At 68.6% G+C, this 19,742-nt stretch carries 19 protein-coding genes; all 19 read right to left on the bottom strand.

Features of this window, described 5'->3' with window-relative positions:
• Nucleotides 1-103 precede the first annotated feature (103 nt).
• Nucleotides 104-1,108, bottom strand: a complete 1,005-nt coding sequence (fmt, locus tag QZV72_RS13395; RefSeq protein WP_297009119.1) for a methionyl-tRNA formyltransferase — start codon at nt 1,106-1,108, stop codon at nt 104-106.
• Nucleotides 1,105-1,605, bottom strand: coding sequence for a peptide deformylase (def, locus tag QZV72_RS13390; RefSeq protein ID WP_297009118.1), 501 nt, complete (start codon nt 1,603-1,605; stop codon nt 1,105-1,107). Before def ends, fmt begins: the two co-directional genes overlap by 4 nt.
• A gap of 11 nt (nt 1,606-1,616) precedes the next feature.
• On the bottom strand, nt 1,617-3,668 hold the full coding sequence (locus QZV72_RS13385; protein WP_297009117.1) for a primosomal protein N': 2,052 nt from the start codon (nt 3,666-3,668) through the stop codon (nt 1,617-1,619).
• A 5-nt stretch (nt 3,669-3,673) separates the two neighbouring features.
• Nucleotides 3,674-4,891, bottom strand: a complete 1,218-nt coding sequence (metK, locus tag QZV72_RS13380) for a methionine adenosyltransferase (protein ID WP_297009116.1) — start codon at nt 4,889-4,891, stop codon at nt 3,674-3,676.
• 93 nt (nt 4,892-4,984) lie between these two features.
• Nucleotides 4,985-6,283 (bottom strand): bifunctional phosphopantothenoylcysteine decarboxylase/phosphopantothenate--cysteine ligase CoaBC, encoded by a 1,299-nt coding sequence (coaBC, locus tag QZV72_RS13375; RefSeq protein ID WP_297009115.1) that lies wholly within the window; start codon nt 6,281-6,283, stop codon nt 4,985-4,987.
• Nucleotides 6,284-6,457: 174 nt separating this feature from the next.
• Nucleotides 6,458-6,739, bottom strand: coding sequence for a DNA-directed RNA polymerase subunit omega (rpoZ, locus tag QZV72_RS13370; RefSeq protein WP_297009113.1), 282 nt, complete (start codon nt 6,737-6,739; stop codon nt 6,458-6,460).
• Nucleotides 6,740-6,798: 59 nt separating this feature from the next.
• Complete coding sequence (gmk, locus tag QZV72_RS13365) at nt 6,799-7,374, bottom strand: guanylate kinase (protein WP_297009112.1); 576 nt, start codon at nt 7,372-7,374, stop codon at nt 6,799-6,801.
• 5 nt (nt 7,375-7,379) lie between these two features.
• The gene (mihF, locus tag QZV72_RS13360) at nt 7,380-7,700 is read right to left on the bottom strand and encodes an integration host factor, actinobacterial type (protein WP_297009109.1); all 321 of its coding nucleotides are present in this window, start codon (nt 7,698-7,700) and stop codon (nt 7,380-7,382) included.
• A gap of 243 nt (nt 7,701-7,943) precedes the next feature.
• Entirely contained in the window at nt 7,944-8,783 is an 840-nt protein-coding gene (gene pyrF / locus QZV72_RS13355) for an orotidine-5'-phosphate decarboxylase (protein WP_297009107.1), read from the bottom strand.
• Nucleotides 8,770-12,006, bottom strand: a complete 3,237-nt coding sequence (gene carB / locus QZV72_RS13350) for a carbamoyl-phosphate synthase large subunit (RefSeq protein WP_297009105.1) — start codon at nt 12,004-12,006, stop codon at nt 8,770-8,772. Before carB ends, pyrF begins: the two co-directional genes overlap by 14 nt.
• Nucleotides 12,007-13,188, bottom strand: coding sequence for a glutamine-hydrolyzing carbamoyl-phosphate synthase small subunit (carA, locus tag QZV72_RS13345; RefSeq protein WP_297009103.1), 1,182 nt, complete (start codon nt 13,186-13,188; stop codon nt 12,007-12,009).
• Nucleotides 13,189-14,601, bottom strand: a complete 1,413-nt coding sequence (locus QZV72_RS13340) for a dihydroorotase (protein WP_297009101.1) — start codon at nt 14,599-14,601, stop codon at nt 13,189-13,191.
• On the bottom strand, nt 14,598-15,575 hold the full coding sequence (locus QZV72_RS13335) for an aspartate carbamoyltransferase catalytic subunit (RefSeq protein ID WP_297009099.1): 978 nt from the start codon (nt 15,573-15,575) through the stop codon (nt 14,598-14,600). Before QZV72_RS13335 ends, QZV72_RS13340 begins: the two co-directional genes overlap by 4 nt.
• Complete coding sequence (gene pyrR / locus QZV72_RS13330; protein WP_297009097.1) at nt 15,572-16,120, bottom strand: bifunctional pyr operon transcriptional regulator/uracil phosphoribosyltransferase PyrR; 549 nt, start codon at nt 16,118-16,120, stop codon at nt 15,572-15,574. Before pyrR ends, QZV72_RS13335 begins: the two co-directional genes overlap by 4 nt.
• A gap of 170 nt (nt 16,121-16,290) precedes the next feature.
• Nucleotides 16,291-16,860, bottom strand: coding sequence for a transcription antitermination factor NusB (gene nusB / locus QZV72_RS13325; protein ID WP_297009095.1), 570 nt, complete (start codon nt 16,858-16,860; stop codon nt 16,291-16,293).
• A gap of 18 nt (nt 16,861-16,878) precedes the next feature.
• Nucleotides 16,879-17,442, bottom strand: a complete 564-nt coding sequence (efp, locus tag QZV72_RS13320) for an elongation factor P (RefSeq protein WP_297009093.1) — start codon at nt 17,440-17,442, stop codon at nt 16,879-16,881.
• Between the two features lie 82 nt (nt 17,443-17,524).
• Entirely contained in the window at nt 17,525-18,598 is a 1,074-nt protein-coding gene (locus tag QZV72_RS13315; RefSeq protein WP_297009091.1) for a Xaa-Pro peptidase family protein, read from the bottom strand.
• 66 nt (nt 18,599-18,664) lie between these two features.
• Nucleotides 18,665-19,096 carry a type II 3-dehydroquinate dehydratase gene (gene aroQ / locus QZV72_RS13310; protein ID WP_297009089.1) on the bottom strand — a complete coding sequence of 144 codons (432 nt, stop codon included), beginning with the start codon at nt 19,094-19,096 and terminating at the stop codon, nt 18,665-18,667.
• A 4-nt stretch (nt 19,097-19,100) separates the two neighbouring features.
• Nucleotides 19,101-19,742, bottom strand: a 642-nt coding sequence (locus QZV72_RS13305) for a 3-dehydroquinate synthase (RefSeq protein WP_297009087.1), incomplete at its 5' end; no start/stop codon positions are given.

Genomic DNA, 19,742 nt, shown 5'->3' with positions numbered 1-19,742 from the left:
CCGTTGCGCTGACCGCCGCGGCCACCGTTACGGTTGCCGGGGTTGCCGGGGTTGTCGCCGGAGCCGCTGCGTCCGGACTCGGACCGTGACCTGAAGCCACCCATCAGTTCTCTCCCTCATCGCCGGTCGTGGTGTCCACCACGTCGAATGCCGCGTGCCCGTCGGCGAACAGGTCACTGCGGCCGCGTGCCCAGTCCGCCGCCGTCATCATCTTCTTGCCCGGCGGCTGGATCCCGGTGATCTCGAGGACGCCGTCCCCGGTCCCGACGAGCACGCGGGACTTCTCCGCGAGGATCTCCCCGGCGGTCAGCTCCGGCGCCTCCGCACCGTCGACCGGCAGAAGGAGCCCAAGCTTGTGGCGCTCACCGCCCAAGGTGGTCCACGGTCCCGGTGCCGGTGTGTGCGCCCGGGTAACACGCTGGATTTCCACGGCCGGACGGGTCCAGTCGACCTCGGCATCAGCGGTGGTGATCTTCGCGGCGTAGGTCATCCCCTCCGCAGGCTGCGCCACCGGTGTCACGGCACCGGACCCCAGACCGGTCAGCGACTCCGCCAGCAGCACGCGCCCGGAGTAGGTCAGCCGGGTGAGCAGGTCGTCGGCGGTGTCCGTGAGACCGACCGGTTCCTCGACGGTGCCGGTGACCGGACCCGCGTCCAGCTCCGGGACGATACGGAAGGTCGTCGCCCCGGTGAACCGGTCGCCGGCGGCGATGGCTGCCTGCACCGGCGCGGCGCCACGCCACCGTGGCAGCAGGGAGAAGTGCAGGTTGATCCAGCCGTGGCGGAAGATGTCGAGAACGTCGGCCGGCAGGATCTGCCCGTAGGCGACCACCGCCACGGCCTCGACGCCGTCGGCGGCGTAGCCGCGCAGGACCTCACGGACCTCCGCCGCGTCCTCCGCGGACCCCTTGAGTGACGGCCACTTGTGCACCGGGACTTCGGCGGCCTCAGCCACCTGGGCGACCTTCGAGGGGTGCAGGGTGCGGCCCCGGCCCCGCTTCGCGTCGGGCTGGGTGAGCACGGCGACGACCTCGTGACCGGACTCCTCCAGCAGGTACTGCAACGTCACGGCGGCGGGCTCGGGGGTCCCGGCGAACAGGATTCTCATCGGTTGAACCACTCGCTTCCCCGGATCTCCGCCATGACCTCGCGGCGCGCCGCCGGTTCCATGCGCTGGAAGTACATCACCCCGTCGAGGTGGTCGGTCTCGTGCTGGACGCAGCGGGCCAGCAGTCCGGTGACCTCCCGGTCCACCTCCTCGCCGTCGACGGTGACGCCGGTGACGTGGACCGTCTCGGCACGGGTGACGTCTCCACCTGCGTCCGGCACCGACAGGCACCCCTCCCTGCCGGTCTGGGTCTCCTCGCCGACTGCCTCCCAGACCGGGTTCACGATGTTGCCCCGGTCGCCGTGGCAGTCGTAGACGAAGACGCGCCTGGTCACGCCGACCTGGTTGGCGGCCAGACCGACACCACCGGCGGCGTCCATCGTCTCGTACATGTCCTCGACGAGGGTGCGCAGGGTGGGATCGGTCGGGTCGTCGACAGGCTCGGCGACGGTACGCAGCACCGGGTCACCGAACAGTCGGATGTCAAGGGCAGTCATGGCTGCCCAGTCTATCCCACCCGCACCGGGTCGATGACGACGCGCAGGGGTCCGGTGAGACGCCGGGTGGCCCGCACGGATCTCGCGGCGCGCAGTGCCGCGCCGAGCAGCACCGCGGCGTCCTCACCGCCGGCGGTCCGTCGCGGGGTCCGGAGGATCAGCCGGCGTGCCAGGTGCAGTTCAGACTCGCCGAGCCCGGCCGGTGGCCGTACCCCCGGCGGCAGGTCCACAGGCCCGAGAAGCTCCAGGTCGAGTTCGTCGGGGACGACGAGCACCTCCTGGAGCTCACGGACGGTCTCCGCGGTGCCGTCGACGGCGACGAGGACGGTGGCCGGCGGGAATCCGGCGGAACGGCGCTGCTCCAGCTCGTCAGCCGCAGCCCCCTCCGGGTCCCAGCGGATCAGCGCCTGAGCCTCGGGCAGGTCGGTACGGGCGACGAGCAGCACCTGGCCACCCTGTGACCGCGGAACCACCAGGCAGGACGCCTCCATCCACTGTCGCAGCGCGCTTTCGGACGCCCGCAGGTCGGCACGGCCCAGGGTGAGCCACGGGTCCAGCAGGACCGCGGCACCGTAGCCGGTCGCCGCGACGGGTTCCGCCCCCGGGGTGGCCACCACGATGCGCGGCCCGGCCGGGACAGTGTCCTTCACCTGGGATCCCCCGGAGACCACCACCGGCACCCCGGGGAACGCCCGACCGAGTTCCTCAGCGGTGCGGTCGGAGCCGATCACGGTCATCCGCACCGCATGGCCGCCACAACTCTGGCAGGTGAACCGGCTCTCCGTGGCGCCGCACCACCGGCACCGGGGTTCGGCGGTGCCGGTGTCCCGGTCACCGGGCGGCAGTTCCAGTGGCCCGTTGCACCGTCGGCACCGCGCCGGCGTCCGGCAGTCCCGGCAGGCCAGCGGCGGCGCATAGCCCCGCCGCGGCACCTGAACCAGGGCGGGTAACCCCTGGTCCGCCGCTGAGCGGATCGACCTGTAGCCGGCGGTCGGGATACGGGTGAAGGACTGGTGTGCGTCATGATTGTCGTCGAGAGCGTGGATCCACGGCATCCGGTCACGCAGCACGCCCGGGTCGGCGCGCAGAGTCGGGCAGAACCCGTCCTCGACCCACTGCTGGACCTCGGCGCTACGGTGCGCGCCACCGACGATGAAGCCGAATCCCTCCTGCTCCGCCCGCAGTTTCAGGACGTCGCGGGCATGGAGGTACGGGGCCCGGGGGTCGACGAGCGAGTCATCGGCCTCGCCGGTGAGCATGACCAGTCTCAGTCCCGGTACCGGGACGGTGGCCGCCGAACGGGTGCCGACGACCACTCTGCCCTGCCCTGCCAGAACCGCGAGATAGCGTCGGTAGCGGGCGGCCGGTCCGACTGCGGCGGTCAGTTCGGTGATCTGCGCCGCCGACAAGAACCGGCGCAACGCCGCAGTGAGCCGGTCCACGTCACGTTGATCGGGCACGATGAGCAGCACCCCGCCCCCGGACCAGGCGACGGTGGCCGCCATTTCCGCGACACGCGCGGCCCAGTCCTCCCCCGGTGTCCACAGCCAGGACGCCCGGGCGACGCGGCCGGCCAGTACGGCCTCCAGGAGACTGTCGGCGTGCCGGTAGGCGGCCCAGCCGGACAGGGCCGCGTCACGGGCGCCCGCGGTGAGATCCGCCACCGGTTCCAGCGCACCGTAGAGCCCGGGCCAGTCCACTCCGTTGCCGAACAGGCCGGCCTTCTCCGCGCTGGCGTGCCGGGAGGGCACCGCGGCACGCAGGATATCTGACCGGGCCCCGCCGTACCGGTCGGCGAGCAGGTTGACCAGGTTCCACAGTCCCGGTGGCACGACGACCTCCGGACTGATGACACGCTGCAGCGCACTCAGCCGGCCCTCGTGGTCGGTGCCGCGTCGCCGCTCGATGACGACGGCGTCCACCAGGCGGCCGGCGAACCGGACCCGGGCACGGACGCCGGGCCGGGCGGTGGTGTCCAGCTCCTCGGGGACCGAGTAGTCGAAGAGCCGGTCGAGATGCGGCATCCCCAGCAGGGGCAGCACCCGGGCGACGGGCAGGTCCACGGTGGCTACCGGCCGGCGGCGGCCCTGAGATCGTCGACCCGGTCGGTGTGCTCCCACGGCAGGTCGACGTCGGTGCGGCCGAAATGGCCGTAGGCGGCGGTCTGCGCGTAGATCGGGCGCAGCAGGTCCAGCTCACGGATGATCGCGGCGGGGCGGAGGTCGAAGACCTTCTGCACGGCTGCCTGGATCGACTCGTCGGTCTGGCCCTCGGCGGCGGTGCCGAAGGTCTCGACGTAGAGGCCGACCGGCTGGGCCTTACCGATGGCGTAGGCCACCTGGACCTCGGCACGGTGGGCGAGACCGGCGGCGACGATGTTCTTGGCGACCCAGCGCATCGCGTAGGCGGCGGAACGGTCGACCTTGCTGGGATCCTTGCCGGAGAAGGCTCCGCCACCGTGGCGGGCCATTCCCCCGTAGGTGTCGACGATGATCTTGCGGCCGGTGAGACCGGCGTCGCCCATCGGACCACCGAGGATGAAGGAACCCGACGGGTTGATGAGGACCTTGATGTCCTCGGTGACGAAGCGACCCAGGTCGGCGTCTGCGATGACCCAGTCGATGACAAGGGTGCGCAACTGCTCCTCGAGCCACTCCTGGGTCGCCTCCGGGGCATGCTGGGTGGAGATGACGACGGTGTCGAGGCGGACCGGACGGTTGTCGGCGTCGTAGGCGAAGGTGACCTGGGTCTTGCCGTCAGGACGCAGGTTCGGGACGATGCCTTCCTTACGCACCTGGGTGAGGCGACGGGACAGGCGGTGCGCCGTGGAGATGGGCAGCGGCATGAGCTCAGGGGTCTCGTCGGTGGCGTAACCGAACATGAGGCCCTGGTCACCTGCACCCGCCTGGTCGTCGACGTCGCGGGCGTCCCCCTCGACACCGTTACGGTACTCGTGGGAGGTGTCGACGCCGTCACCGATCTCCTGGGACTGCTCACCGATGGCGACGTTGACGCCACAGGTGGAACCGTCGAAGCCGACCTCCGAGGAGGTGAAGCCGATCGACCGGATGGTGTCGCGCACCAGCTGGGGGATCTCGACGTAGGCGTCGGTACGGACCTCACCGGCGACATGCACCTGGCCGGTGGTGACCATCGTCTCCACGGCCACGTGGGACCTGGGGTCCTCGGCGAGCAGGGCGTCGAGGATCGTATCGGAGATCGCGTCACAGATCTTGTCGGGGTGACCTTCAGTCACGGACTCACTGGTGAAAAGGCGGAAAGACACTCGGTGTTCTCTTCCTGTCGGGAGTCGGATAAGACAATTCACACAATATTAGACCAAGCGGTCTACGGAGGGGTGGTCGGGTCGACCATGCCGTCACTCCGGGGCAAAGAGCTCCTCGAGGGCGTCGAGAATGTGGGAGGCGACGACGAGCTTCGACGCCGAAGGCACCTCGGTGACCTCCTCGGCCCCGGGCTGGTCCCCGGGGGTGAGGAGCCAGCCGGCGCTGGCGTCCTGGCCGAAGACGAGTCCCTCCCCCACTGCATTGCACATCAGCAGGTCACAGCCCTTCCTCGCCAGCTTCGCCCGGGCCAGCTCCAGTGGCGTGTGCCCGGGGTCCCCGGTCTCGGCGGCGAATCCGGCGATGAGGAGCTCCTCCGGCAGCTCCCCGGTACGGCGCGACTCGACAAGCCCCCGGAGGATGTCCGGGTTCTCGGCGAGGGTGAGGGTCGACAGGTCGGCGTCACCGCCTTTCTTCAGCTTCGCATCGGCGGTCGCCGCCGGCCGGAAGTCGGCGACGGCCGCGGACATGATGACCGCGTCGGAGGAAGCCGCCAGCTCCACCACCGCCCGCTGCATGTCCCGGGCGGTCCTCACCCTGGTGACATGCGCCCCGGACGGCTCCGGGAGATCGTCGGTGTACCCCGCGACGAGTTCGACGCGGGCACCCCGCTGCACCGCGACATCGGCAAGTGCGAACCCCTGGCGTCCGGACGAGGCGTTGCCGAGGAACCGCACCGGGTCCAGCGGCTCATGGGTGCCACCGGCGGTGATGAGGATGCGTCTGCCGGTCAGGGAACGCCGGAAGATCCCGAAACGGTCGCGGGAGGCCAGTGCCAGCGAGGCGATGTGCTCCGGCTCAGGCAGTCGACCCGGGCCGGAGTCAGGGCCGGTGAGACGGCCGTGGGCGGGGTCGAGGACCACAGTTCCCCGGCGCCGCAGCGCCTCCACGTTCTCGCGGGTCGCCGGGTGCGCCCACATCTCGGTGTGCATCGCCGGGGCGAGGACGACCGGGCAGGTGGCGACGAGACAGCTCGCGGTGAGCAGGTCATCCGCCCTGCCGTGGGCCAGCCGGGCGAGCAGATCGGCAGTGGCCGGGGCGATGACGACCAGGTCCGCCTCCTGACCGAGCCGGACATGCCGCACCTCGTCGACACTGTCGAAGACGGTGGTGGACACCGGGTTGCCGGACAGCGCCTCGAAAGTGGCCGCCCCGACAAAGCGGAGTGCGGACTCCGTGGGGATCACGTGGACCTCGTGCCCGCCCCTGGTGAAGGCGCGGATGAGGGCGCAGGCCTTGTAGGCGGCGATTCCGCCACCGACCCCCACGAGGATCCGGAGACCACCCTCCCCCGGTGATGCAGGTGGTGCAGAGTTGTTCACGGAATCATTCACGGTCAACCAGCCTAGCCCAGAACGCCCGGGTGGGGATGCACCGCACCCGCTCCGCAGAGGCCCGCAGAGGCCCTGCGAGCACCCGGGACGAGACGACAACCGCCCGCCCTACCTGGTGCGGCAGGGCGGGCGGTCATGGGCGTCCTTCAACGGGGACGCGGCACGGTCAGGGGATCAGCCCTCGGTGTGCTCCAGGAGATCGGCGTCGATCTCGCGCAGTGCGATCGACAGCGGCTTCTCCTTGTTCTCCGGTGCGACGAGGGGTCCGACGAACTCGAAGACGCCCTCGCCCACATTCTGGAAGTAGTTGTTGATCTGACGCGCGCGCTTGGCGGCGAAGATCACCAGAGCGTACTTCGAGGACACCTTGGTCAGAAGGTCGTCGATCGGCGGATTGGTGATGCCGATCGGCGGGTCGAAGACCGTCGAGTTGTCGTTGACGTCCTGAGTATCCACTACGCACCTCATTGCTAGGCGTTGATGCCGCGGCCGGGGGCCGCGGCGGTTTCTGTCTGTTATTCCCGGTCGAGCAGGATGTCGGCGATGGCGCCCACCGCGGCATCCAGATCATCGTTGACGACGACCCGGTCGAACTCACCGGAGGAGTCGAGTTCCTCGCGGGCGGTCTCCAGGCGACGGGCGATGACCTGGTCAGACTCGGTGCCACGGCCGGTGAGACGGGCGACCAGGTCATCCCAGCTCGGCGGAGCCAGGAACACCGTCACCGCCTCCGGAAGGAGCCGTTTGACGTTGCGGGCACCAGCGAGATCAACCTCGACCAGCACGGGGCGCCCCGCAGCGAGAGCCTCCTCCACCGGCCCCCGCGGGGTACCGGACAACTGCAGTCCACCGTGGATCTCCGCCCACTCGAGCATCCGGCCCGCCGCGATGGCGTCCCGGAAGCGGTCGTTGGAGACGTAGTGGTAGTCCACGCCGTCGACCTCACCAGGACGGGGGTCCCGGGTGGTCATCGACACGCTGAAGAACAGGTCCGGCACGGCCTTGCGGAGCCCTTTGACGACAGTCGACTTACCGACCGCCGAAGGACCCGCGAGAACTACCAGCCGGGGTTCCGTCGCGTCTGAGGTCACGGGGCCTACGCCTCGTAGCCGAAGCGCTCCAGCAGGGCGCGACGCTGACGGTCACCGAGACCACGCAGACGGCGGGTCGGGGCGATCTCGAGCTCGGTCATGATCTCCTGGGCCTTGACCTTGCCGACCTTGGGGAGAGCCTCGAGGAGGGCGGAGACCTTCATCTTACCGATGATCGGGTCGGTGTCGGCCTTGGCGAGGACCTCCTTGAGGTTGGTTCCGCCACGCTTCAGCTGTTCCTTCAGCTCGGCGCGGGCCTTACGGGCCTCGGCAGCCTTCTTGAGGGCTTCTGCACGCTGCTCCGGGGTCAACTGGGGAAGGGCCACGGGTTCCTCCGTTATGTCGTAGTTCGTCGAATGATGTCTGTCGGGTGTTTCCCCCGGGATCGGGGAACACGGTCAGCCACCGGATGTCCGGTGACGACAGGTCGGGCGGGCCGCGGGCAGGTCCCTCTCAGGACCGTCACCAGCGGGGGACGCCGTGAAACAACGGGCCAAGTGTAGCGTCCCCACCTGCGGTTGTCGAATACCACCCCAGGTGGAGGCGTCGGATCGACCCCGTGACCGACCCTAGTCCACGAGGGGGTAATCCGCCGCCGATTCGGCCACTGCGGACCGCAGGGCACCGATATCCGGACCTGCGGACAGGATCGACCGCGACATGTTGGGGCTGGCGAGGTTCGCCGCCTTCCCCGCGATACGGGCGATGTCGGCGGCGGTGCCGCCCTGGGCGCCGACACCGGGCATGAGGATCATCCCACCGATGTTGTCCAGGACCGGCGGATCGGTGACCGTCGCACCGACAACGACGCCGACATTGCCGGCCCCGCCGCGGGCGACGTGCGGCGCATTGAGCTCGGCGACCCGGTCCACGACGGTCTGGGCGACGGTCGGTCCACTGCCGGACACGCCGGTGCCCAGCCGTTGGAACTGGGGGCCGGACGGATTCGAGGTCGCCGCAAGGACGATGACCCCTCCGTCGGTGCGCTCCGCCGCGTCCAGCACCGGGTCCAGTGAACCCAGGCCGAGGTACGGGGAGACGGTCACCGCGTCCGAGCGCAGTGGAGAGTCCCCGCCGAGCCAGGCGGTGGCGTACCCGGCCATGGTGGAACCGATGTCGCCACGCTTGGCGTCGGCGATGACCAGCGTGCCCGCAGTCCGGAACGAGGCCAGGGCGTGCTCCAGGACAGCGAAACCAGCGGAACCGAAAGCCTCGTAGAACGCGATCTGCGGTTTGACGACGCACGCCGTGTCAGCGAAGGCCTCCACACAGATCCGCGTGAACTCCGTCAGTCCCGTGGTGTCCACGGGCAGGCCCCAGGCCTCCAGGATCCCGGCATGCGGGTCCATGCCGACGCACAGCCTGCCCAGGGACGCCGCCCGACCGAGATAGCGGTCACCGAAGGTCATGCTTGACGTCCTGGATCGCGCAGACGCCGGTCTCCGAATCCTTCAGCGCCTCGATACCCTGCACCGCGGCGATCGCGCCCTGGACCGTGGTCACGCACGGCACACCCTTGTTCACGGCCGCGGAGCGGATCTCGTAGCCGTCGTCACGGGCGGTGGCGTTGCCGGCCGGGGTGTTGAGGATCATGTCGATCTCGCCACCGGAGATGAGATCGACGATGCGACGCTCATCGGAACCGGCCGGCAGGTCCTCCGTCTGCTTGGCCACCGTGGTGCACCCGATGCCGTTGCGGCGCAGCATCTGGGCGGTACCGCGGGTGGCGACCAGGTCGAAACCGAGGGACGCCAGGCGCTGGATCGGCAGGATCATGGTGCGCTTGTCACGGTTGGCCACGGACACGAAGCAGGTGCCGGTGGTCGGCAGCTTGCCGTAGGCTGCCTCCTGGGACTTCGCGAAGGCGGTGCCGAAGTCGTGGTCGAGGCCCATGACTTCACCGGTGGACTTCATTTCCGGGCTCAGCAGACTGTCGAGCACACGTCCCTCCGGATCCCGGAACCGGTTGAACGGGAGCACCGCCTCCTTCACCGCGATGGGGTGACCCTGCGGCAGGGAACCACCGTCACGGTCGCCGGGGATCATGCCCTCGGCGATGAGCTCGCGGATGGAGGTCCCGGTCATGATGCGCGATGCGGCCTTCGCCAGCGGCACACCGGTGGCCTTGGAGACGAAGGGCACGGTACGGGAGGCCCGCGGATTCGCCTCGATGACGTAGAGCACGTCATCCTTGAGCGCGTACTGGACGTTCATCAGGCCCCTGACACCGATGCCGTGGGCGAGTGCCGCGGTGGAGCGGCGGACCTTCTCGATGTCGGATTCCCCCAGCGTCATCGGGGGAAGTGAACAGGCAGAGTCACCGGAGTGGATACCGGCCTCCTCGATATGCTCCATGACGCCTGCCAGGTAGACTTCGTCGCCGTCGCACAGCGCGTCGACGTCGATCTCGATGGCGTTGTCGAGGAAGCGGTCGACGAGCACCGGATGGTCCGAGGTGATCTCGGTGGTCGCCGTATCATCAAAAAAAAAGCTCGTGGCGGTTCCGAAGGCGGGGGCCGGCAGGTCCGCCCTGGCCAGGACCTTGCCGAACTCGCCACGGTCCTCGGCGAGGTTGATGGCTTCCGGAGAGGTGCCGATGACCGGCACACCGGCATCGGCGAGACGCTGCGCCAGACCCAGCGGGGTCTGCCCACCGAGCTGGACGATCACCCCGGCAACCTCACCGGACTGCGCCTCAGCGTGGTACACCTCCATGACGTCCTCGAAGGTCAGCGGCTCGAAGTAGAGGCGGTCGGCGGTGTCGTAGTCCGTGGAGACGGTCTCCGGGTTGCAGTTGACCATGACGGTCTCGTAACCGACCCGGGACAGCTCGAGTGCGGCGTGGACACAGGAGTAGTCGAACTCGATGCCCTGACCGATGCGGTTCGGGCCGGAGCCGAGGATGAGGACCTTCGGTTTGACGGTCTGCGGCGCGATCTCGGACTCGGCGGCCGGGTCCAGCTCGTAGGTGGAGTAGTGGTACGGGGTCTTCGCCTCAAACTCCGCGGCGCAGGTGTCGACGGTCTTGAACACCGGTCGGATGCCCAGCGACCACCGCAGCGACCGGACCCCGTCCTCGCCGGCGAGCTCGGGACGGACGGTGGCGATCTGGGCGTCGGACAGGCCGAAGAACTTGGCCTCGCGCAGCAGGTCCTCGGACAGGACCGGGGCATCCTCCAGCTCCCGACGGAAATCGACGAGGGCCTTGAGCTCCTCGAGGAACCAGGGGTCGACGCCCTTGGATGCGGTGTGTACCTGGTCGACGGTGGCGCCGAGGCGCAGCGCGAGCTCCATGTCGTACATCCTGCCCTCGGTGGGACGTCCCAGGTCGTCCAGGACGGCGGCGAGGTCGGTGGCACGGTCCCCTGCCAGCTGCTCGTCGGAGATCGTCCAGAAACCGGCGGCCTTGGTCTCCAAAGAACGCAGCACCTTGTTCAGGGCGGAAATGTAGTTACGGGAGACTGCCATGGCCTCACCGACGGACTTCATCGTGGTGGTCAGCGTGTCGTCGGAGCCGGGGAACTTCTCGAAGGCGAAGCGCGGGGCCTTGACGATGACGTAGTCGAGCGTCGGTTCGAAGGCCGCCGGGGTGACCTCGGTGATGTCATTGGTGATCTCGTCGAGGGTGTAGCCGATGGCGAGCTTCGCGGCGATCTTGGCGATCGGGAACCCGGTGGCCTTGGAGGCCAGCGCCGAGGATCTGGACACACGCGGGTTCATCTCGATGGTGATGAGCCGCCCGTCATCCGGGTTGATGGCGAACTGGATGTTGCAGCCGCCGGTGTCGACGCCGACGGCGCGCAGGATGGCCAGCCCCTGGTCACGCATGATCTGGTACTCACGGTCGGTGAGTGTCATCGACGGCGCGACGGTCATCGAATCACCGGTGTGGACGCCCAGGGCGTCGACGTTCTCGATGGAACAGACGACTACGACGTTGTCCGCGGAATCGCGCATGAGCTCGAGCTCGAACTCCTTCCACCCGAGGATGGACTCCTCGATGAGGACGTTGGCTTCCGGGGAGGCCGCCAGGCCGCCACCGGCGATCCGGTCGAGGTCCTCGTAGGTGTAGGCGAGACCGGAGCCGAGACCACCCATGGTGAATGACGGGCGGACGACGACGGGCAGGCCCAGCTCGGCGACGGTGGCGTGGACCTCGTCCATGTCGTGGCACACTGCGGAGCGGGCGGACAGGCCGCCGATGGAGGCGACGATGTCCTTGAACTTCTGCCGGTCCTCGCCGCGCTCGATGGCGTCGATGTCGGCGCCGATCAGTTCGACACCGAACTTCTCGAGGATGCCGAGCCGGTCGAGCTGGATCGCGGCGTTCAGCGCGGTCTGGCCACCGAGGGTGGCGAGTACGGCGTCCACCTTGTGGCCGGCCGCTGCTTCGGCGGCGAAGATCTTCTCGATGTACTCGGGCTGGATCGGCTCGATGTAGGTGTGGTCGGCGAACTCCGGGTCGGTCATGATGGTGGCCGGGTTGGAGTTGATGAGGGTGACCCGCAGGCCCTCCTCCCTGAGGACACGGCAGGCCTGGGTGCCGGAGTAGTCGAACTCGCAGGCCTGACCGATGACGATCGGACCGGAGCCGATGACGAGGATGTGGTTGAGGTCGGTGCGCTTCGGCATTTAGTTGTTCCCTTCCATCAGCTCGATGAACTGGTCGAACAGCGGGTTGGCGTCGTGGGGGCCGGCGGCGGCCTCGGGGTGGTACTGGACGGAGAAGGCCAGACCGTTGTCGAGGGCGACACCCTCGACGCAGTCGTCGTTGAGGCAGGTGTGCGTGACCTGGGCGGTACCGTAGGGAGTGTCGAAGGGTTCACCGGCACGGCCCTTGAGGGCGAACCCGTGGTTCTGGGCGGTGATGTCGATGACGCCGGTGACGTGGTTGATGACCGGAACGTTGATGCCGCGGTGACCGAATTTCAGCTTGTAGGTGTCCATACCGAGTGCACGGCCGAGGATCTGGTTGCCGAAGCAGATCCCGAACAGCGGGATCCTCCTCTCCAGGACGGTCTGCACCTGGGCGACCATGGCGTCGGCGGTGGCGGGGTCCCCGGGTCCGTTGGAGATGAAGACACCGTCGGCGTCATACTCGGCGAGCAGCGGCTCGACGGCGGAGTTCGCCGGGACCACGACGGTACGCACACCACGGGCGGCGAAGTTGCGCGGAGTGTTGGTCTTGATGCCCATGTCGTAGGCGATGACGGTGAACCGCGGCTCCCGGCCCTCGTACTCCCCCGCCGGCTCCACGACGTAAACCTCGTCGGTGGAGACCTCGGCGGCGAGATCGGAACCGGCCATCGACGGCTGACCGTTGACGACGTCGATGAGCTCCTCGACCGGACGGGCGGCGTCCGCCCCGGAGAAGATGCCGGCCTTCACCGAACCCCGGTCACGCAGGTGGCGGACGATCGCCCGGGTGTCGACGCCCTGGATGCCGATGATCCCCTGCTCCGCCATCTCCTCCGCCAACGCGCGGTCGGCGCGCCAGTTGGACACGGTACGCGAGAGGTCACGGATGACCAGGCCGGCGACCCAGATACGGTCGCCGTGGGACTCGCCGTCCTCGTCGTTCCAGCCGGTGTTGCCGATCTGCGGGGCGGTGGCCACGACGATCTGGCGGTGGTAGGAGGGGTCGGTCATGGTCTCCTGGTAACCGGTCATCGCGGTGGTGAACACGGCCTCGCCGAGAGTGGTCCCCAGGGCGCCGAAAGCCCGGCCGCGGAAGACGCGGCCGTCGGCGAGCACGAGGATCGCGGGGGTTCGGGTGGAACTCACGGAATTGCTCTTCTCTGTCGTAGTAGTCATCTAGTCGTTCACTTCTCCGGTCGCCCGGCCGGTGACCGCCTCACCGTCGCGACAGGTGACCCTGCCGCGCAGCAGGGTGGTGGAGACCTTCACCGGCAAAGTCTCCCCCTCGTAGGGGGTGTTGGACGCCTTGGACGCCAGCTCGTGACCGTGGGCGACCCAGCAGGCCCGCGTGTCGACCACGCAGAGGTTCGCCGGCTCGCCGACCGCCACCGGGCGCCCCTGGCCGGGGAGCTTGAGGATCTCGGCGGGACGCTCCGACATCACCTTCGCGACGAAGCGCCAGTCCTGGGCGTCCTCCCCCGCAGGGACGTCGGTGATGAACGTCCGGGCGATGAGTGCCAGCGAGGTTTCCAGGCCGAGCATGCCGGGACGGGCGCGATCGAACTCGCAGCACTTCTCCTCGGAACCGTGCGGCGCGTGGTCGGTGGCGACGCAGTCGATGGTGCCGTCGACCAGCGCAGCGCGCAGCGCGAGGGTGTCGCGGTGTTCGCGCAGCGGCGGATTGACCCGGAAGACGCCGTCATAGGTCTCCAGCTTCTCATCGGTGAGGGTCAGGTGGTGCGGGGTGACCTCGGCGGTCAGCGGAATGCCGTGGTCCTTCGCCCAGCGCAGCAGCTCCACGGTGCCCTCGGTGGAGGCGTGGCAGATGTGGGTGCGTCCACCGTAGTCCCGGGCCAGCAGTGCGTCGCGGATGACGATGGACTCCTCGGCGACCCGCGGCCAGCCGCGCAGGCCGAGACGGGCGGCTGTCTCACCCTCGTGGGCGACCGCCCCCTCGGTGAGGCGGGGTTCCTCGCAGTGCTGGGCGAGCAGGACGTCGAGACCCCTGGAATACTCGACGGCGCGGCGCATGAGCTGCGGGTCGGCGACGCACCTGCCGTCGTCGGAGAACATCCTGACCTTCGCCCCGGAGGCTGCCATCATGCCGAACTCGGTGAGGTCCCTGCCACCCAGCCCCCTGGTGATCGAGCCGACGGGGTGGACGTCGCAGAGGTTGATCTGCTGGCCCTTCATCCACACCATCTCGGCGATGGCCGGATTATCGGTCACCGGGTCGGTGTTCGCCATCGTGAACACCGCGGTGAATCCGCCACGGGCGGCGGCGGCGGACCCCGTGGCGATGGTTTCGGTGTCCTCGCGGCCGGGCTCGCGCAGGTGCACGTGCATGTCGATCAGACCGGGCAGCAGCACCTGGCCGGGCAGGTCGATGATCTCGGCGTCAGCGGAAGGGGTGGCGGTACCGGCGGCGGTGATCCCGGCGATGACACCGTCACGGACCAGGACGTCGGCGGGGTCGCCCTCGCCGTACACCAGGACGCCGCGCAACAGCGTCTCCCCTCTCTCCGGAGCGTGCAGCGTGCCGGTGGCCGGGTAGGTGGCGGCCTCGGAACCATTCACTGCGGTGGTCATTCTGCGACACTTCCTTCTGCTCCGACGAGGAGCGTGAACAGGGCGGCCATGCGGACATGGACGCCGGCGGTGACCTGCTGGAGGACGACTGCGTTCGGGGCGTCCGCCACCGTGTCACTGATCTCCATGCCGCGCAGCATCGGGCCGGGGTGCATGATGATCGCGTGATCGGCGAGCCGGGCGGCGCGGGACTCGGACAGACCGTAGCGGGCCGCGTACTCGCGGTGGGACGGAAAGAACCCGCCGTTCATCCGCTCGGCCTGCACGCGCAGCATCATCACCGCGTCTGCTTTGGCCAGCGCCGCGTCCATGTCCTCGGTGACGGTGATGGAGCCGCACGCACCGGTACCCACGTTCGGACTGAGCCAGTGCTCCATGCCCGGGGCCTGCAGAGTCGCCGGGGCGACGAAAGTGACGTCGGCGCCGAGGGCGGTGAGCAGCAGGGCGTTGGACCGGGCCACCCGGGAGTGCAGCAGGTCACCGACAATGACGACCTCAGCCCCCTCGATCCGCCCGAGGCGGTTGCGCAGGGTGACCGCGTCCAGCAGAGCCTGGGTGGGATGCTCGTGGGCACCGTCACCGGCGTTCAGGACGCTGATGCCGTCGGTTCCCCGACCGACCCAGTCGGCGACCTGACGCGCCGCGCCGGAGGACGGGTGGCGCATGATGATCGCGTCGGCGCCGACAGCGCGCAGGGTCAGGGCCGTGTCCTTGAGCGACTCACCCTTCTTCACCGAGGACGAGGACGCCGAGATGTTGATGACGTCGGCGCTCATCCATTTTCCGGCGGTCTCGAAGCTCGAACGTGTCCGGGTCGAGTTCTCGTAGAAGAGGGTGAACACGGTGCGCCCGCGCAGGGTCGGCAGTTTCTTGACCTCCCGGTCCCGCAGTGAGTCGGCGAAGCGGTCCGCCTCATCCATCAGGCCGGTGATCTCCTCGGCCGTGAGGTCGGCGATGCTCAACAGGTGCTTCATGCCCGCTCCCCTTCCCGGAACAGCTGAACGCCGTCCGTCCCGTCGATCTCGGTGAGTTGCACCTGCACGTCCTCGGCAAGTGCGGTGGGGATGTTCTTGCCGACGTAGTCCGCCCGGATCGGAAGGTCACGGTGGCCGCGGTCGACCAGCACCGCGAGCTGCACCTTGTGAGCCCGGCCGATGTCACGCAGGGCGTCGAGGGCGGCGCGGATGGTGCGCCCGGAGAACAAAACGTCATCGACGAGGATGACGGTGGCGCCGTCGATGCCCTCGCGCGGGACGCTGGTGGGCTTCAGCGCCCGGTGAGGGGACGTCCGCAGGTCGTCCCGGTAGAGGGTGACGTTGAGGGCACCGTGGAAGACCTCCGTACCGCTGAACTCACGAACACGGGTCGCGAGGCGCGCCGCCAACGGGACACCCCCCGACGGTATCCCCAGCAGGACCACCCGGTCTGCGCCGGGCGCGTCGAGCGCCGTTTTCTCGATGATCTGGTGCGCGATGCGTGCGATGGTACGGCCGACGTCGTCGGCGTCCATGATATTCATCGTGACCTCCTTTCCCGCCTCACCGGACGGATCGTTAAAGGTGGTCGGGTCAGCGTCACGCCGAGCCCTTGTGCCGTCGGCCAGTGTAGCACGTGGAATGCACCCGCCGACGCGGCGAGGGTGGCCCCGGGAATCCGGGACCACCCTCGGTGGAATGCGTCGGTGCGGACTCAGTCCCGGGTGTCCTCACTGACGGCACCGGTGATGATGTCGTCGGTCGCGGCGTCCCGCTCGGACCCGTCAGCAGCGGCCTCAGCCAGGGCGGCGGCGTCGGCGGCCTCCTGCTCGGCGCGATGACGGGACCGGGAGATCCCGTCGAGCACGGCGTGGACGTACCCCGGTGTCTTGTCGTGGCCGTATTCCTTGGCCAGACCGATACCCTCGTCCACGGCGACCTTGTCCGGCACCTCGTCGAAGTTGTGGAGCAGCTCCCACGCGCTCACACGCAACATGGCGCGGTCGACGGCCGGGAGGCGCTCCAACGTCCACTCACTGGACAGGTGCGCGGCAATGGACGCGTCGATGCCGTCGAGATTCTCCGCGACTCCGGTGACGATCCGCGCGGTGTAGGCGTTGACCGGGGCGACCTGGCTCGCCTCGTCACGTGACAGCTTACGCCGGTCCTCGACGATCCCGACCGGGTCGACGTCCCGGAACTCCGCTTCGAAGAGCATGTCCACGGTCCGCCGCCGGGCCCGGAACCGGGCCCCGTGGCGGTGGTGGTTGTTTTCCTCACTCATCGGTAGTGATCAGTGCCTCTACTGGTTGACGCGGGAGAGGTAGGAGCCGTCGCGGGTGTCGATCTTGACGACGTTACCGGTCTCGAGGAACAGCGGCACCTGGATCTCGGCACCGGTCTCCAGGGTCGCGGGCTTGGTGCCGCCGGTGGAGCGGTCACCCTGCAGTCCGGGGTCGGTGTGCTCGATGACGAGATCGACGGAGACCGGGAGCTCGGCGAAGAGGATGTCACCGTCATGGAAGGACAGCTGGACCTTCATGCCATCTTTGAGGAAGCGACCGGCGTCCCCGAACTTGTCCTGCGGGACCTCGTACTGCTCATAGGTCTTGGTGTCCATGACGACGTAGTTCTCACCGTCGTTGTACAGGTAGTCCATGTCACGACGGTCGACGGTGGCCGTCTCCACCTTCACACCGGCGTTGAAGGTCTTGTCAAGGGTCTTGCCAGAGACGACGTCCTTGAGCTTGGTGCGGACGAAGGCCGGCCCCTTACCGGGCTTGACGTGCTGGAACTCGATGATCTGCTGCAGCTTGTTGTCGATCTTCAGCACGAGACCGTTCTTGAAATCCGCGGTGGTTGCCACGTGTGTACTCCCTAGAGGAAAGTCGGACAGGTAATCGACCTGACAGTCTAGCAGGTGAGGTCGTACCTGCCCCAGCCGGATCTCAGACGACCTGCAGCTCAGTGGTGGACGGGTTGACCGACTCCGCGCCGTCACCGGTGACGATGTAGGTGTTCTCGATCCGCAGGCCCGTCCTGCCCGGCAGATACACCCCCGGTTCGATGGTGAGGGTCTCTCCCGCCGCCAGCGTCTCGGCGGGATCTGTCCGCACCGACGCCGAGGGCGCCTCGTGGACGTCGAGCCCGACACCGTGGCCGGTGGAGTGCACGAAGTACCTCCCGTAGCCGGCCGCGTCGATCACGTCGCGGCACGTCCTGTCGATCTCGACCAGCCCCGCCCCCGGTGCCACCGCGTCAACCCCGGCCAGGAACGAACGGTGGACGATCTCGAAAAGTTCACGGGCCAGGGCATTCGGCTCCCCGACGCACACGGTGCGGGTCTGGTCGGAGGCGTAACCGTCGAGCCAGACGCCGAAGTCGACGGTGACCAACCCCGGCACGATGACGTCGCGGGAGACGCCGGCGTGCGGTTTGGCACCGTTGACCCCGGAAGCCAGGATCGTATCGAAGCTCAGGCCGTCGGCACCGGCGGACCGCAGCCGGTGCTCCAGGTCCGCAGCTGCCTCGATCTCGGTGATGCCCTCACGGATGCCGCCGTGGGCGAGGAACTCGGTGAAGACCGTGTCGGCGAGACGGCCGGCCTCCCGGAGAGCCTCGAGCTCACTGGCGTCCTTCACCAGACGGGCGGACTCCACCGCGCCTACGAGGATCTCCGGGTCCCCCAGTGCCCGGGCCTCCCCCACCGGAAGCCCGGGTTCGACCGCGTAACCGTCCTCACCGGCGACGCGCGTGAGTTCGCCGAAGAGGTCTCGTGTGATCCGGATGTCGAGTCCTGGAGCGGACGCCGTCTGCTGACGGACCTGTGTGTCGTAGCGGCCGTCGGTGACGATGGTCCCGGTGCCGTCGGCACCGAGCAGCAGTGCAGCGTTCGAGCCGGTGAAACCGGAGAGGTAGCGGATGTTCTTCAGGTCACTGACCAGGAGGTTCCTGTGCCCCGCGGCGGCGACGGTGCGGGCGACCGCCATGCGGCGGGAGGAGAAGTCGACAGGTGTGTTCATGATCCCCGAGACTACGCCGGGTTCCGCGGCGGGACCCGCCACGAACCGGTGCCCGGGCGGCCCGGCTCACCGCTGCGCGAGGAACTCCAGTGCGGCGGTGTAGCCGTAGGCCCCCAGACCGACGATGACCCCGGCGGCACCGGCCGAGAGATAGCTGTGGTGACGGAACTCCTCACGGGCGTGGACATTCGAGATGTGGACCTCCACATAACCGGCACCGTCACTGATCTCCGCCAGGGCATCCCTGAGAACCACCGAGGTGTGGGTGAGACCACCGGCGTTGATGATCACCGCGTCACCCTCATCAGCGGCCCGGTGGAGCCGGTCGAGGATCTCACCCTCGCAGTTCGACTGGAAGAAGTGGACCGTCACCCCGAGATCGTCGGCGCGGGCCCTCAACCCCGCCTCGATGTCAGCGAGGGTGGTCGCGCCGTAGATGTCCGGCTGACGCTTGCCGAGCCGGTCGAGGTTCGGTCCGTTGATGACCAGGACACTCATTCTTCTACCTCTCCTCGAGGGTGGCCGCGTAGGCGGCCTGCAGTGTGGAGGCCTCCGGCGCCTCGAGACGGACCGGGGCGTAGGGCAGACCGTCGCGGTCGGACAGGACGACGATACGCAGGTGACCGTCGCGGTTCTTCTTGTCGCGGCCCATGACCTCCAGCAGTTCGTCAAGGGACGCACCGTGGTAGCTGGTGGGCAGGCCGACGGAGGTCAGGATCCGCCGGTGTCTGGCCACGGCGTCCGCCCCGAGGAGCCCGGCGGCGTGGGCGAGTTCTGCCTCGTAGACCATGCCTACGGACACTGCCCGGCCGTGACGCCAGCGGTAGTTCTCGTGCTGCTCGACCGCGTGTCCGTAGGTGTGCCCGTAGTTCAGGATCTCCCGCAGCGAAGACTCCCGGAGATCCTGGCCGACAACGTCGGCCTTGACCTGCACCGACAGCTCGATGAGTTCAGGCAGTGATCCGTGGGGGTCGACGGCGGCGGCCGGGTCGGTCTCGTAGATGTCGAGGATACGCGGGTCGCGGATGAACCCGGCCTTGATGATCTCGGCGGATCCGGCGGAGATCTCCTCGGCCGGTAACGTGTCGAGCACGTCGAGGTCCACCAGGACGGCGGAGGGTTCGTGGAAGGAACCGACGAGGTT

Origin of the sequence: uncultured Corynebacterium sp. (assembly GCF_902782855.1) — a bacterium.
Classification (GTDB): domain Bacteria; phylum Actinomycetota; class Actinomycetes; order Mycobacteriales; family Mycobacteriaceae; genus Corynebacterium.
This window is presented reverse-complemented; position numbering and strand designations above follow the sequence as displayed.